Here is a 13,796-nt window from a genome sequence, read left to right as displayed (position 1 = left end):
GTAGAAAAGAGAATACCCTACTCCGGCTCGCGATGTAGCCGTTCAGATAATCAGTGGGTTAATGTTCTACCCTGCACACTCAGAAGCATTGCCACTTTGTCATCCGCCCGAAGCGATAAGGTCACTCAACCCAGTGCCATAGGTAACAATCGTCATGAATTACGTTGAAACCATAAGAAGGAAAATAGGCCACGATTTACTGTTGCTTGCTGGTGCTAATGTCGTCATAACACGTGATGATGGCAGCATTCTTCTTCAACTGCGCCGTGATGGTCGCTATGGGTTGCCTGGCGGCTTGCTTGAACCTGGGGAGTCACTCTTGCAGTGCGCCATTCGCGAAACCTATGAAGAGTGTGGGGTGCGTTTTTCTGACATGCAGTTCGTTGAGGTTTTCTCTGGGGCTGAGTATACGTTCACGCTGGCCAACGAAGACCAAATTAATGTTATCACCGCCGTATACTCTGCAGAATTAAAAGATGGCTGTGGAGAGATTGTCATTAATGATGATGAAAGTGAGGAGTTTAGCTTTTTTAGCCCCCTTGCCCTGCCTCATAATATGGATGAGGAATATCGGGTCTATATCGAAGCCTACCTTACAAGCATCATTAAGCCATAGGCCTATCTAAGTAGGCGCTGAATGCAGCGCCCCTACGTTAGAGTTCACAGACCTACTTCTTACGGCCACCCATGATCGAGCCTAAAACGCCGCGCAGGATCTGGCGGCCCAGATCGCGCGCCATGCTCTTGGCGGCGGTCTGTACGATGCCGTCGTGTTTACCGCCACGTGGACCGGTGGAGCCGAACAGGATCTCGTTCAAGCCGCCCATCAAGCCACCGCCGCTTTCCTGCCCTGCGGCCGGTTTCTGAGCCGGTTGCTCAGGCTGTGGCGTACCCACAGTGGCAAAACCACCTGCGGCCAGTTTTTCATAGGCAGACTCACGATCCACCATATCTTCATAGCGTCCGTAGAGCGGGGATTTATTGATGGCGCTGTTCATCCCTTCATCCCCCAGCATGCCCATTTTCGATTCCGGAGCGATCACCATCGCACGCTCCACCACGTTCGGCCGCCCTTTCTCATCCAGGAAGGAAACTAATGCCTCGCCCACGCCTAGCTCGGTGATTGCCGTTTCCGCATCAAAGTCTGGATTGGCACGCATGGTTTGTGCCGCGGCCTTCACCGCTTTCTGATCGCGTGGCGTAAAGGCCCGCAGCGCATGCTGGACACGGTTACCCAACTGGCCCAGAACACTGTCCGGGATATCCAAGGGATTCTGGGTGACAAAGTAGATGCCCACACCTTTGGAACGGATCAGGCGCACCACCTGTTCAATTTTGGTCAGCAATGCCGGTGGCGCATCGTTAAACAGCAGGTGGGCTTCGTCGAAGAAAAACACCAGCTTTGGCTGCTCCGGATCGCCCACTTCCGGCAAATGCTCAAACAGCTCCGCCAGTAGCCACAGCAAAAACACCGCATACAGCTTCGGCTGGTTAATCAGCTTATCCGCCGCCAGCAGGTTGATAATGCCGTGCCCGTTGGCGTCTGTTCTCATCAGATCGTTGATATCCAACATCGGCTCGCCAAAGAACTGATTGGCCCCCTGCTGTTCCAGCGTCAGCAAACCACGCTGTATCGCCCCGATCGAGGCCGAAGAGATGTTGCCGTACTGGGTTTGAAACTGTTTGGCGTTATCCCCGACGTACTGCACCATCGCACGCAGGTCTTTCATATCCAGCAGCAGTAAGGCGTTGTCATCGGCGATCTTGAACACCAACTGCAACACACCGCTCTGCACCTCGTTCAGATCCAGCAGGCGGCCAAGCAGCAGCGGGCCAAGATCGGAAATGGTGGCACGGATGGGATGGCCCTTTTCGCCAAAAATATCCCAAGGGATCATCGAACAGGCTTGGGGTTGCCAGTCGGTAACGCCAATCGCGGCTAACCGCGCCTGCAACTTCTCGGAGGGAACACCTTCGATCGCAATGCCTGACAGGTCGCCTTTAACGTCCGCCAGGAATACCGGAATGCCAATGCGTGAGAACTGCTCCGCCATCTTTTGCAGGGTGACCGTTTTACCCGTACCGGTTGCCCCGGTGATCAACCCGTGGCGGTTAGCCAGGGCAGGCAAAATGACCAGATCCTGTGCCGGTTTCCCGTCTTTCATCGCTTTGGCAATAATCCGTGCTTCGCTCATTTGCTGTTCCTATAACCCAGTACGGCGCGAATGCGCCCGTTGATATCATCAAGGCTATAAGCGAGAGGTAAACCCGTCAAGGACAAACAAAAAGGGCACCATTCAGGTGCCCTCATGCCAAACCGAGTCGCTTAACGCTATCCCCGTAACCCCAGTTCTTCTTTCAGCGATTTGAGATAGCGGCGGCTGACCGGTACCGGCTCCCCCACTGACATAATCATTTCCGCCGTGCCACTTTCTTCAAAACGGATCTCTTTGACCTGCTCAAGGTTCACCAGATATTGCCGGTGACAGCGCACCAATGGCGTGCGGCTTTCCAGCGTGCGTAGCGTTAGTTCGGTAAAACACTCCATGCCGTCATTGCGTACCACATACACCCCGGTCGAGCGTGAGCGGATGGCAATCACCTCGTCGAAACGCAGCAGGTAAATCCGGCTGTGGCCGGTACAGGGAATGTATTTCAGGTAGCCTGCGCTTTCATCCAACGCCGCAATATTCTGCGGAGCACGGCGCTGATGCAGGCGCTGCAGGGTTTTATTCAGCCGATTCGGCTCCGCCGGTTTCAGCAGGTAATCAAACGCATGCTGCTCGAAGGCCTGCACCGCGTATTCGTCATAGGCCGTCAGAAACACGATGTAGGGCATACGGTTCGGATCGAGCATGCCAACCATTTCCAGTCCGCTGATACGTGGCATCTGGATGTCCAGGAACACCACGTCCGGTTGCAAGCGGTGGATTTGGCTGATGGCCTCAATGGCATTGGCGCATTCACCAATAATGGTGATGCCCTCTTCCTCTTCCAGCAGGTGGCGCAGGTTATCGCGGGCAAAGGGCTCGTCATCAACAATCAGTACGTTCAACATCAAGCAGCCCTCGCCAAGGGAACGTTAAGGGTGATGCAGGTATAGGCTTCGGGCTCGCAGGTGACCTGCACACCGTAATCTTCACCATAGCGCACGCGGATACGCCGATCGACCAGGTTCATCCCCAACCCGCTGCCACCGGTTTGTTGACGGAACAGCCCGGCGTTATCCGTTACCTGCAACAGCAAGTGATCGCCTTCGAGGCGGGCACCAATATCGACACGGCCAATCCCCAACAGATGCGAAGTGCCGTGCTTGATCGCATTTTCCACAATCGGCTGCAGCGAGAACGCCGGTAAACGCACTGCCAGCAACTCTTCCGGCAGCGAAACGGTGATCTCCAGCCGATCGGCAAAGCGGGCTTTTTCGATCTGCAGATAGGCGTTCACATGTTCAATCTCGTCCGCCAGGCTCACCTCATCGTCGGAACGCTTGAGGTTTTTGCGGAAAAAGGTCGACAGATACTGCACCAGTTCGCAGGCCCGGTCGCCATCGCGGCGGATCACCGCCACCAGCGTATTCAGGGCGTTGAACAGGAAATGCGGGTTCACCTGCGCATGCAGCAGTTTGATTTCCGACTGGGCCAGCAGCTGTTTATGGCGCTCATATTGCCCGGCCATGATTTGCGCCGACAGCAGGCTGGCAATCCCTTCCCCCAGCGTGCGGTTGATGGTGCTAAACAGCTTGGTCTTGGGTTCATACAGTTTGATGGTGCCAATCACTCGCTGATTTTCACCACGCAGTGGGATCACCAATGTCGAACCTAGTTTGCAATTGCCGTTGATGGAGCAGCAGTAAGAAAGCTCGTTGCCGTCGGCATACACCACCTCGTTGTTATCGATAGCGCGATGGGAGTGGACCGAGGAGATCGGCGTGCCCGGCAGATGGTGGTCGTCACCAATGCCGATAAAGGCCAGCAGCTTGTCACGATCGGTGATCGCCACGGCGCCGATGCCCAGCTCCTGATAGACCACCCGCGCCACCTTCATGCTGTTTTCCTGGTCAAACCCCTGGCGCAGAATACCCTCGGTACGTTCGGCAATCTTCAACGCCTTGGAGGAGAAGGCACTGGTGTATTTCTCAAACATCGCCCGCCGATCAAGCAGGATCTGCATAAACATGGCGGCACCGATGGTATTGGCGATCAGCATCGGCAGGACGATATGCTCCACCAGCAGCACCGCTTCGGGGAACGGACGCGCAACAATCAGGATAATCGCCATTTGCAGCACTTCAGCCACCAGCGCAATCCCGGCGACAAACAGCGGGTTGAACAGCAGATCGATACGCCCACGCCGCATGGCAATGCTATGCACAATGCCGCCAACCAGCCCTTCGGCCACCGTGGAGATCGCACAGGCAACGTCCGTCATGCCACCCAGTGTATAACGATGTAAGCCGCCCGTTAGGCCAACCAGGAAACCAACGGAAGGCCCACCCAGCAGCCCGCCCAACACGGCACCGATAGCGCGGGTATTGGCGATGGAGTCCTGAATATGCAGGCCAAAATAGGTGCCCATAATGCAGAACACCGAGAAAATGACGTAGCACAGCAGCTTGTGTGGCAGGCGGATGGTCACCTGCATCAGCGGAATAAACAGCGGCGTCTTGCTCAGCAGATAAGCAATGACGAGATACACGCACATCTGCTGTAGCAGCAGTAAAACCTGGTTAAATTCGTACATAAAAACGGCTCATCCTGAACAACGGGGGCGATCAAAAAAGTGCCGGGTATCCGGTCTGGTTTTAGGCGGGCAATTAAATCACGTGGGATCGAAAAAAACAGTGATGCAGGCAAACATTCAGGAGGGAAAAGCAGGCCGGCCCCCAGCTAGAGACCGGCTTGGGTGATTTATGGCAGCACTTTGGCCGACAGGATCACGATAGGTTTGCTCGGGACATTCTGGTAAGGACCGACGTTGCCAGTGGGTACCTGGGAGATTTTATCTACTACGTCCATCCCTTTAACGATCTTGCCAAATACCGCGTAGCCAAAATCACGCTGGCCATGATCGAGGAACGCATTGTCTGCCACGTTCAGGAAGAACTGGCTGGTAGCGCTGTCTTTATCGGCGGTACGCGCCATGGAAATGGTGCCACGCAGGTTACGCAGGCCGTTGTCGGCTTCGTTTTTGATCGGTGCATTGGTGGTTTTCTGCTGCATATCCGCAGTAAAACCGCCGCCCTGAACCATGAAACCTGGGATCACGCGGTGGAAAACGGTGTTGTTGTAGTAACCGCTGTTCACGTAGTCAATAAAGTTCTTGGTTGAGACCGGTGCCTTCTGACTGTCGAGCGCCAATTCGATATTCCCTGCCGAGGTGGTCAGCATGACGTGGGTTTCACCGGCGGCTAATGCGGCGGGTGCCATAGCTGTCAGGGAACACAGCGCAACGAAGGTCACTAAAGTACGTTTGAACATGAACGGGTCCTTTCTTTGAGATACAAACAACGGAAAGCGCTTTGATTCTAAAGAGCTGCGCCCGGCAGCGCCAGCCATTTACCTATATTTACTCAATTGCCGGACGTTTCTGAGTGCGCCCGGGTTTTTCCTGCCGACAGTATGATCCCCGTACTGATTTTTGCCAAGCCGATCACGCATTATTTGCCCATTTTCGCCCTTCATCGTTTTTTGCGACACAAATCCCGGTTTGGTTCTGCAATCCAGCTAGGCTAAATAAATGAGAGCGCTCTCATTTGCGCTGATAACCATAATAATACTGGAGAGCAATGATGAAGAAGATAGTGCTGTGCTGTGCCGCGGGGATGTCCACCAGCATGCTCGTCAAACGCATGCAAACCGAAGCGCAAAAGCGCGAGCTGGCCGTGGAGATTGTGGCGGTAGCGGCTGCGGATTTCGAAGCCGAGTTGCCAACCGCTAGCGTGGTGCTGCTAGGGCCACAGGTGAAATACGAACTGGCCCGCTTCAGCCAGCTTGCCGAGCCGCATGGCCTGCAGGTTGCCGTCATCGACATGATGGATTACGGCACCCTGCGCGGTGACAAGGTATTAGACAAAGCCCTCAGCCTGATCGCCTGACGCCGCGGAGACCCCCATGAGCCTATACGCTTCCCTGATGCGCGTGGTCGAAAGCCATATCGCGCCACTGGCTGGCCGGATCGGTAGCCAGCGCCATATTATTGCCATTCGTGACGGTTTTATCAGCGCCATGCCGTTTTTGATCGTCGGCAGTATCATGCTGATCGTCGCCAACCCGCCGTTTGACGCGACCACCACCTCCAGCTTCGGGCAAGCCTGGTTAGGGTTCGCCAAGAAGCACTGGGACACCATCACCATGCCGTTCTTTATGACCATGGGGTTGATGAGCGTATTTGTCTCTATTGGTACCGCCTACAGTCTGGCAAAGCACTACAAAATGGACGCCCTGACCGCCGCGCTGCTGTCGCTGATGGCATTCCTACTGGCCTCCGCGCCACAGGTTGACAACAAGATGTCCCTCGATTTTCTGGGTGGCCAGGGGGTATTCACTGCCCTGATCTGCGCCATTTGGTCGGTCGAACTGATCCGCCTGCTGAAAAAGTACAACATCACCATTCGCATGCCGGAACAGGTTCCCCCTGCCATTGCCCGTTCGTTTGAACTGCTGTACCCGGTGGTGGGCATTCTGTTGACGGTCTACCCCGTCAGCCTCCTGATGCAGAGCGAATTTCAACTGTTGCTGCCCGCCGCGATTATGCAGGTGTTCCAGCCGCTGATTTCCGTCGGCGATACGTTGCCAGCCATTCTTTTGGCGGTGCTGATTGCCAACCTGCTGTGGTTTGCCGGTATTCACGGCGACAACATCGTGACCGGCCTGCTGAACCCGATCTTTATGGCTAACCTGGCGACCAACGCCGCGCTGGTCGCCAACGGTGCCGCCATGACCCAAACGCTGACCGCGCCCTTCTGGTCATTCTATGTCTGTATCGGCGGTTCTGGATCCACGCTGGTGTTGGCCTTCCTCTACTTGCGCAGCCGCTCCATTCATCTTCGCACCATCGGCAAGCTGAGCGTGGTTCCGGCGGCTTTCAATATCAATGAACCGCTGCTGTTCGGTTCGCCGGTGGTGATGAACCCAACGCTGTTTATCCCGTTGATTGTGGTGCCGATGGTTAACGCCACTCTGGCTTATTTCGCCCTGCACTGGGACATGGTGGAGAAAATGGTGGCGATGGCCCCCTGGACCGCTCCGGCACCGCTGGGAGCGATGATCTCCGCCTCCTGGGATATCCGTGCCGCCGTATTGGTGCTGGTGCTGATGGTGATAGACCTGGCGATCTGGCTACCGTTCTTCAAGGTGTATGAAAAACAACTAATGGCGCAGGAACACGAGCAGGCTGAGGCTGAACGTGAAGCCAGCAACGCCGCCGCCGCGCAGTAACAGGAGAGATAACGTGACTGAACTGATGGCTGAAGTCAGCCAGGATTTTGAAAGCACCATTATGGAGCTACTGGTATTTGCCGGTAGCGCCCGCAGTAGCGCGCTGATGGCTTTGCAACAGGCCCGTGCCGGTGATTTCACCGGCTCCGCCGAACATATGGCCGAATCCAAGCAGGCGGTGAAGCAGGCCCACCGCATTCAGACCCAACTGATCGGCATGGACGAAGGCTGCGGCAAGCTGGCCATCACCCTGATCACCGTACACGCGCAGGATCACTTGATGAACGCCATGGTCATTCAGGATCTGGCCGATGACATGATCGAACTTTATCGCCGTCAGACACTGCAGGAGGCCCGCTCATGAGTCCATTAAAAATCGCCATTATTGGCGGCGGCAGCAGCTACACGCCGGAGCTGGTGGAAGGCCTGATCCTGCGAATTGAAGAGTTGCCGGTGACCGAGCTGGCATTGGTGGACGTTGAGCCTGGCCGGGAGAAGGTCGAGATCATTGCTGCATTAACCCAGCGAATGTTGGCTCGTAACGGCCTGGAGCAGGTCAAGGTCAGCGTGCATTTCGACCTGGACGAGGCCATTCGCGGTGCCAGTTTCGTCCTCACCCAGTTCCGCGTGGGTCAGTTGCCTGCCAGGGCCGCCGACGAGCGCCTGGGGCTGAAATACCAACTGATCGGCCAGGAAACTACCGGCGTTGGCGGTTTTGCCAAGGCGCTGCGCACCATCCCGGTGATGCTGAATATCGCCCGCAAGGTTGAACAACTGGCACCCGATGCCTGGATCATCAACTTTACCAACCCGGCGGGCATCGTGACCGAAGCCGTTTCGCGCTATACCAAGGCGAAAATCATCGGCCTGTGTAACGTGCCGATCAGCATGCATCACATGATCGCCAATATGCTGAAGGCCCCTTACGCCGAGGTGCAGCTGCAATTCGCCGGGTTGAACCACATGGTGTGGGTCCACCAGGTGCTACAAAACGGCAAGGACGTGACCGGCAAAGTGATCGACATGCTGTGTGACGGTGCCGCACTGACCATGAACAACATCAAGGAAGAGCCTTGGCCGCCGGAGTTCCTGCGCGCCGTTGGGGCGATCCCCTGCCCTTATCACCGCTATTTCTACCAGACCAAAGAGATGCTGGAAGAAGAGATTGCCGCCGCAGCCGAACGTGGTACCCGTGCCGAGCAGGTGATGAAAGTAGAGAAGGAGTTGTTCGAACTGTATGCAGACCCGCATCTCGACAGCAAGCCCGAGCAGCTCAGTTTCCGTGGCGGTTCCTTCTATTCCGAAGTGGCGCTGGAGCTGATCCGTGCCATTCACAACAATCTCGGTACGCAATTAGTGGTCAATACCGCAAACCGTGGCGCTATTCGCGGTTTGCCAGACGATGCTGTGATAGAAACCAACTGTATCGTCGATGCTCAGGGCGCTCATCCGCTGACGTTTGGCCAACTGCCGGATTCGATGCATGCGCTGACCCAGCAGGTTAAAGCCTATGAACGGCTGACGATAGAAGCCGCCGTGCATGGCGATCGCCGCAGTGGGCTGCTGGCACTGGTCACCAATCCCCTGGTCGCCAACGCCCAAATTGCCCAGCCGCTGCTGGAAGAAGTGCTGGAGGTGAATAAAGCCTATTTGCCGCAGTTTAACGCATAACCATCAACATTGGGTTCGGCTCGCCGGGCCCACTTATCTCCTGTAATCTGATCAAGTGGGGGGATAAGCCCGTAATCAGGAGCAGCAAAATGGTGACACTGGAAGATGTCGCAGCGATAGCGGGCGTATCCCGCGCGACTGTGTCACGCGTGGTCAACGGCGATAACAAGGTCAAAGCGCTCACCCGCGAGAAGGTCAAACGGGCGGTGGCCGAACTGGGCTATACCCCCAACCCGGCGGCCAGGGCGTTGGCATCCAGCCAAAGTAACACCTTGGGCCTGGTCACCACCTCATACCGAGGCGGCTTCTTTGGTGCCCTGATGGATTTCGTCCAAACCGAAGCCGAGTCCAACGGTAAACAGCTGTTGGTGACCCAAGGCCGCAATAGTGCGGAAAATGAACTGCTGGCGATCCAACGCCTGTTCAGCCTGCGTTGCGACGGCGTGATCCTGCATGTGCGCTGCCTCAGCGACGATCGGCTACGCCAGTTGGCTGCCGAACAGCGCTCCTTTGTGCTGCTGGATCGCCTGGTCCCCGGCCTGGAAGATCGCTGTGTCACCTTCGATCACGTTTACGCCAGCCAGCTTGCTACCCAGCAGTTGATCGACGCGGGCCATCGGCGCATTGCCTGTATCAGCGGTCCAGCCCAACGAGCATCCAGCCAACAGCGGTTACAAGGGTTCCTCAATGCGATGCAGGCCGCCAATCTGCAACCGCTAGGCTGCCCGGAAGGGGTGTATGACCTGGAAAGCGGCTACCAGTGCGCTGACCAACTGCTGCGCAGTAAAGCGCTGCCTACGGCGATTTACTGCTGCAACGAAGAAATGGCGATTGGTGCCCTGCTGGCAATTAATGAGCGGCATTTGCGCGTACCACAGGATATCTCGCTAATCTGCTACGACAGCGGCGAGCGAGCGCCGTTTGTCCGCCCGGCGCTCACCAGCGTGCATTTCCCCATTACCGAGATGGCGCAATATGCCGCTCGTCTGCTGATAGATCCACTGACCGCGCCGGTGAGCTTTGAGCCGACCATCATCCAGCGCGATTCGATCGCCACACTCGGTAGCTGATCACATAAAAATCTAAAAACCTTTCATCCCTTGCATCAAAAAATCGATGCTCGTCACATAAACTCCCGTTGTCTATGCTAGGATCCGCCTCCTGGTGGCCTGATCGGGATCTTTTCCAGTTTTTACCAGGAAAAACCTGCGGCCTTATGCCAGCTTTAAACCCCAGGGATCTCAGGTTTCGGCCTGACGGCCCACGGGTATAAACCACAACAAAGATAATCAGGCCTATATACATGAATGACAGCAACCGCATCCGGCTAACCTGGATCAGCTTCTTCTCTTATGCGCTGACCGGTGCATTAGTGATCGTCACAGGGATGGTGATGGGAAACATCGCAGAGTATTTCAATCTGCCGGTTTCCAGCATGAGCAATACCTTTACCTTCCTTAACGCGGGTATTTTGATTTCAATCTTCCTCAATGCCTGGCTGATGGAAATCATTCCGCTGAAACGTCAGCTGATCTTTGGCTTTATCCTGATGCTGCTGGCCATCGCCGGGCTGATGGTAGGCAAAAGCCTGACCCTGTTCTCGCTGTGCATGTTTGTACTCGGCGTGGTCAGCGGTATCACCATGTCGATCGGCACCTTCCTGATCACCCATATGTATGCTGGCCGCCAACGCGGTTCACGCTTGCTGTTTACCGACTCCTTCTTCAGCATGGCCGGGATGATCTTCCCGATCATCGCCGCAATGCTGCTGGCGCGTAGCATTGGCTGGTACTGGGTTTACGCCTGCATAGGGGTGCTGTACCTGGCCATCTTCGTGCTGACGCTGTGTTCCGAGTTCCCGGTTCTGGGTGACAAAGGGGAGAAAAGCAGCGAGCCGGTGGTGAAAGAGAAATGGGGTATCGGCGTGCTGTTCCTGGCTATCGCCGCGCTGTGCTACATTCTTGGCCAATTGGGCTTTATCCAATGGGTACCGGAATACGCCACCAAAACCTTCGGCATGAATATCGACCAGGCGGGCAAGGTGGTCAGCAATTTCTGGACTTCTTACATGATCGGTATGTGGGTGTTCAGCTTCGTGCTGCGCTTCTTTGACCTGCAACGCATCGTCACCGTGCTGGCTGCGCTGGCAACGGGTGCCATGTACCTGTTTATCAGCACCGATAATCCTGAGTACCTGAGCTACTACATCATGGCTCTGGGCTTCGTCTCCAGCGCGATCTACACCACGCTGATCACGCTCGGTTCTCAGCAAACCAAGGTTTCCTCACCGAAACTGGTCAACTTTATCCTGACCTGCGGCACCATCGGCACTATGCTGACCTTCGTAGTCACCGGCCCAATCGTTGCCAGCAGCGGAGTCCATGCCGCGCTGACTACGGCCAACGGCCTGTATCTGGCCGTGTTTGTGATGTGTCTGCTGCTCGGTTTTGTGACCAAGCACCGCAACCATGGGCATACCACGCACTAACTGCTGCTAGTTTTCCCCATGAGGGTTCTGCCAACGCAGAACCCTTTTTTTATGTCTAACGCCTGAAGTCGACCTGTTCTTCCTGCTCCAGATACAGCGTGGTTTGCGCAGGCTGGGTGGCTGCGATGACCGCACCAGCACGGATCGAATAGCGTACCGGCGTCTGGCGGCGTACTGCGTCAAAACCGCTGTCTGCGGGTAAGATCACCAAATCGGCACTGTTGCCTGCACGCAAACCGTAATCCGTCAGGTTCAGGGTTCGTGCGCTGTGGGTGGTGATCAGATCCAATCCGTCATCGATCTGGCCATAACCCATCAGTTGGCAGACGTGGAGCCCCATATGCAGCACCTGCAACATATTGGCGGTACCCAGTGGATACCAGGGGTCAAACACGTCGTCATGACCAAAGCAGACGTTGATGCCCGCCTCCAGCATCTCCTTCACCCGGGTGATACCACGCCGCTTGGGATAGGTATCGAAACGTCCTTGCAGGTGAATATTCACCAACGGGTTGGCCACGAAGTTGATACCGGACATTTTCAGCAGCCGGAACAGCCTTGAGGTATAGGCCCCATTGTAGGAATGCATCGCGGTGGTGTGGCTGGCGGTGACCTTGCCGCCCATCTCCAGCTTCAATGCCAGCGCGGCCACGGTCTCCACAAAGCGGGACTGTTCGTCGTCAATCTCGTCGCAGTGCACGTCCACCAGCCGATCATATTTCTGTGCCAGGGCAAAGGCCTTGTGCAGCGACTCCACGCCGTATTCGCGGGTGAATTCAAAATGCGGGATAGCCCCAACCACATCCGCCCCGAGCCGTAATGCCTCCTCCAGCAAGGCTTCCCCATTGGGATATGACATGATCCCTTCCTGAGGAAAAGCCACGATCTGCAGCGTGATCCAAGGAGAGACCTCCTGCTTGACCTCCAGCATGGCGCGCAGCGCGGTCAGTGTAGGATCGGATACGTCAACATGGGTGCGCACATGCTGTACGCCGTTGGCGATTTGCCATTTCAGCGTCTGCCACGCGCGCTGCTTCACGTCTTCATGGGTGAGCAGTGCTTTGCGCTCTGCCCAGCGTTCAATGCCTTCAAACAGCGTGCCGGACTGGTTCCATGCGGGCTGCCCGGCGGTTTGCGTAGTATCCAGGTGGATATGCGGCTCGATAAACGGCGGCAGCGCCAGCCCGCCTTCGGCATCCAACACGTCGCTGCGCCACTCCAGACCCTCAGGCTGTGGAATGATATGCGCGATCCGCCCCTGCTCAATGGCCAACTGCCATAGCCCCTCATGCCCACTCAGGCGCAGATTATCGATAAACTTGACCGGATTGTTCGCCATTTTTACCTCTGCTCGGCTCACCATTTCTTTCATCATACTGGGCAATGACGAGCTGACAAAATCACCGCTTGGCTTTCCTTCCCCCGGCTACTCCCCAATGAGTATTTTTTGCATTAACTGGCTCGATTCAGCTAAAGTTGAGTAAAAACCGCAACTTATCAAATATCGATAAAAATCATAGACATACCACCTTAGAGGTATATAAAGGCTAACTTGACCTGCATCAATAAATTGCCTTCTGGGAGGAATAAGGTACATCCAGGAAATCAGAATTTTGAGGCAATAATGAGCAGAGTCCAACTCGCGGTCATCGGCAATGGCATGGTCGGCCACCGCTTTATCGAAGATCTGCTGGAAAAGGCAGACAAAGACCAGTTCGACATCACCATCTTTTGTGAAGAGCCGCGCATCGCCTACGACCGCGTGCATCTCTCCTCCTATTTCTCCCACCACACTGCCGAAGAACTTTCGCTGGTCCGCGAAGGCTTCTACGAAAAACAGGGCGTCAAAGTGCTGGTGGGCGAGCGCGCAATCACCATTAACCGCGCAGAGAAAGTGATCCACTCCAATACCGGCCGCACGGTGTATTACGACAAGCTGATCATGGCGACCGGCTCCTATCCGTGGATCCCGCCGATCAAAGGTTCAGAGACTCAGGACTGCTTCGTTTACCGCACAATTGAAGATCTTAACGCTATCGAATCCTGCGCCCGCCGCAGTAAACGTGGCGCAGTGGTGGGCGGTGGTCTGCTCGGCCTGGAAGCGGCTGGCGCACTGAAAAGTCTGGGCGTGGAAACCCACGTGATCGAGTTCGCGCCGATGTTGATGGCAGAACAGCTCGATCCGATGGGCGGCGACC

The 13,796-nt window shown here is 55.8% G+C and carries 13 protein-coding genes; 8 read left to right on the top strand and 5 right to left on the bottom strand.

From position 1 onward, the window contains the following. The first annotated feature begins 154 nt into the window (after window positions 1–154). Window positions 155–616 carry an NUDIX hydrolase gene (locus tag JHD74_RS16505; protein ID WP_199063105.1) on the top strand — a complete coding sequence of 154 codons (462 nt, stop codon included), beginning with the start codon at window positions 155–157 and terminating at the stop codon, window positions 614–616. 52 nt (window positions 617–668) lie between these two features. Here JHD74_RS16505 and JHD74_RS16500 read toward each other — a convergent pair whose 3' ends face one another. From JHD74_RS16500 to ppiA, 4 genes are all read right to left on the bottom strand, one after another. Beyond that, the gene (locus tag JHD74_RS16500; protein WP_199063104.1) at window positions 669–2,195 is read right to left on the bottom strand and encodes a helicase HerA-like C-terminal domain-containing protein; all 1,527 of its coding nucleotides are present in this window, start codon (window positions 2,193–2,195) and stop codon (window positions 669–671) included. Between the two features lie 137 nt (window positions 2,196–2,332). Further along, on the bottom strand, window positions 2,333–3,058 hold the full coding sequence (btsR, locus tag JHD74_RS16495) for a two-component system response regulator BtsR (protein ID WP_021181680.1): 726 nt from the start codon (window positions 3,056–3,058) through the stop codon (window positions 2,333–2,335). Continuing rightward, a complete protein-coding gene (locus JHD74_RS16490) occupies window positions 3,058–4,743 on the bottom strand; it encodes a sensor histidine kinase (RefSeq protein WP_021807483.1) in 1,686 nt (561 codons plus the stop codon). Before JHD74_RS16490 ends, btsR begins: the two co-directional genes overlap by 1 nt. A 167-nt stretch (window positions 4,744–4,910) precedes the next feature. Next, entirely contained in the window at window positions 4,911–5,480 is a 570-nt protein-coding gene (ppiA, locus tag JHD74_RS16485) for a peptidylprolyl isomerase A (protein WP_021181682.1), read from the bottom strand. Window positions 5,481–5,791: 311 nt separating this feature from the next. On the opposite strand from ppiA, the gene JHD74_RS16480 reads away from it, so the two are divergent. The 6 genes from JHD74_RS16480 to tsgA all read left to right on the top strand — a co-directional run bounded on the left by JHD74_RS16480 (window position 5,792) and on the right by tsgA (window position 11,598). Then, window positions 5,792–6,097 (top strand): PTS sugar transporter subunit IIB, encoded by a 306-nt coding sequence (locus JHD74_RS16480; RefSeq protein WP_065684036.1) that lies wholly within the window; start codon window positions 5,792–5,794, stop codon window positions 6,095–6,097. 16 nt (window positions 6,098–6,113) lie between these two features. After that, the gene (locus JHD74_RS16475) at window positions 6,114–7,439 is read left to right on the top strand and encodes a PTS sugar transporter subunit IIC (protein WP_065684035.1); all 1,326 of its coding nucleotides are present in this window, start codon (window positions 6,114–6,116) and stop codon (window positions 7,437–7,439) included. A 25-nt stretch (window positions 7,440–7,464) separates the two neighbouring features. Further along, complete coding sequence (locus JHD74_RS16470; protein ID WP_065684047.1) at window positions 7,465–7,803, top strand: PTS lactose/cellobiose transporter subunit IIA; 339 nt, start codon at window positions 7,465–7,467, stop codon at window positions 7,801–7,803. Continuing rightward, window positions 7,800–9,110 (top strand): 6-phospho-beta-glucosidase, encoded by a 1,311-nt coding sequence (locus JHD74_RS16465; RefSeq protein WP_065684034.1) that lies wholly within the window; start codon window positions 7,800–7,802, stop codon window positions 9,108–9,110. The genes JHD74_RS16470 and JHD74_RS16465 overlap by 4 nt, the downstream gene beginning before the upstream one ends. A gap of 89 nt (window positions 9,111–9,199) precedes the next feature. Next, window positions 9,200–10,180: a LacI family DNA-binding transcriptional regulator gene (locus tag JHD74_RS16460; protein ID WP_173408578.1), complete on the top strand. Its 981-nt coding sequence runs from the start codon at window positions 9,200–9,202 to the stop codon at window positions 10,178–10,180. Window positions 10,181–10,413: 233 nt separating this feature from the next. Then, complete coding sequence (tsgA, locus tag JHD74_RS16455) at window positions 10,414–11,598, top strand: MFS transporter TsgA (protein WP_021181688.1); 1,185 nt, start codon at window positions 10,414–10,416, stop codon at window positions 11,596–11,598. Window positions 11,599–11,653: 55 nt separating this feature from the next. On the opposite strand, the gene JHD74_RS16450 is transcribed toward tsgA, so the two are convergent. Continuing rightward, entirely contained in the window at window positions 11,654–12,937 is a 1,284-nt protein-coding gene (locus JHD74_RS16450) for a cytosine deaminase (protein ID WP_065684032.1), read from the bottom strand. A gap of 285 nt (window positions 12,938–13,222) precedes the next feature. On the opposite strand from JHD74_RS16450, the gene JHD74_RS16445 reads away from it, so the two are divergent. Then, window positions 13,223–13,796: FAD-dependent oxidoreductase (locus tag JHD74_RS16445; RefSeq protein ID WP_199063103.1), on the top strand; the 574-nt coding region annotated here is incomplete at its 3' end.

This window comes from Serratia sp. ASV30 (assembly GCF_016428815.1).
GTDB classification, from domain to species: domain Bacteria; phylum Pseudomonadota; class Gammaproteobacteria; order Enterobacterales; family Enterobacteriaceae; genus Chania; species Chania fonticola_C.
This window is presented reverse-complemented; position numbering and strand designations above follow the sequence as displayed.

Bases quoted from the DNA above. Each gene is read 5' to 3' on its own strand.
- JHD74_RS16505 (WP_199063105.1), top strand. From the start codon at position 155: ATGAATTACGTTGAAACCATAAGAAGGAAAATAGGCCACGATTTACTG.
- JHD74_RS16500 (WP_199063104.1), bottom strand. From the start codon at position 2,195: ATGAGCGAAGCACGGATTATTGCCAAAGCGATGAAAGACGGGAAACCG.
- btsR (WP_021181680.1), bottom strand. From the start codon at position 3,058: ATGTTGAACGTACTGATTGTTGATGACGAGCCCTTTGCCCGCGATAAC.
- JHD74_RS16490 (WP_021807483.1), bottom strand. From the start codon at position 4,743: ATGTACGAATTTAACCAGGTTTTACTGCTGCTACAGCAGATGTGCGTG.
- ppiA (WP_021181682.1), bottom strand. From the start codon at position 5,480: ATGTTCAAACGTACTTTAGTGACCTTCGTTGCGCTGTGTTCCCTGACA.
- JHD74_RS16480 (WP_065684036.1), top strand. From the start codon at position 5,792: ATGAAGAAGATAGTGCTGTGCTGTGCCGCGGGGATGTCCACCAGCATG.
- JHD74_RS16475 (WP_065684035.1), top strand. From the start codon at position 6,114: ATGAGCCTATACGCTTCCCTGATGCGCGTGGTCGAAAGCCATATCGCG.
- JHD74_RS16470 (WP_065684047.1), top strand. From the start codon at position 7,465: ATGGCTGAAGTCAGCCAGGATTTTGAAAGCACCATTATGGAGCTACTG.
- JHD74_RS16465 (WP_065684034.1), top strand. From the start codon at position 7,800: ATGAGTCCATTAAAAATCGCCATTATTGGCGGCGGCAGCAGCTACACG.
- JHD74_RS16460 (WP_173408578.1), top strand. From the start codon at position 9,200: ATGGTGACACTGGAAGATGTCGCAGCGATAGCGGGCGTATCCCGCGCG.
- tsgA (WP_021181688.1), top strand. From the start codon at position 10,414: ATGAATGACAGCAACCGCATCCGGCTAACCTGGATCAGCTTCTTCTCT.
- JHD74_RS16450 (WP_065684032.1), bottom strand. From the start codon at position 12,937: ATGGCGAACAATCCGGTCAAGTTTATCGATAATCTGCGCCTGAGTGGG.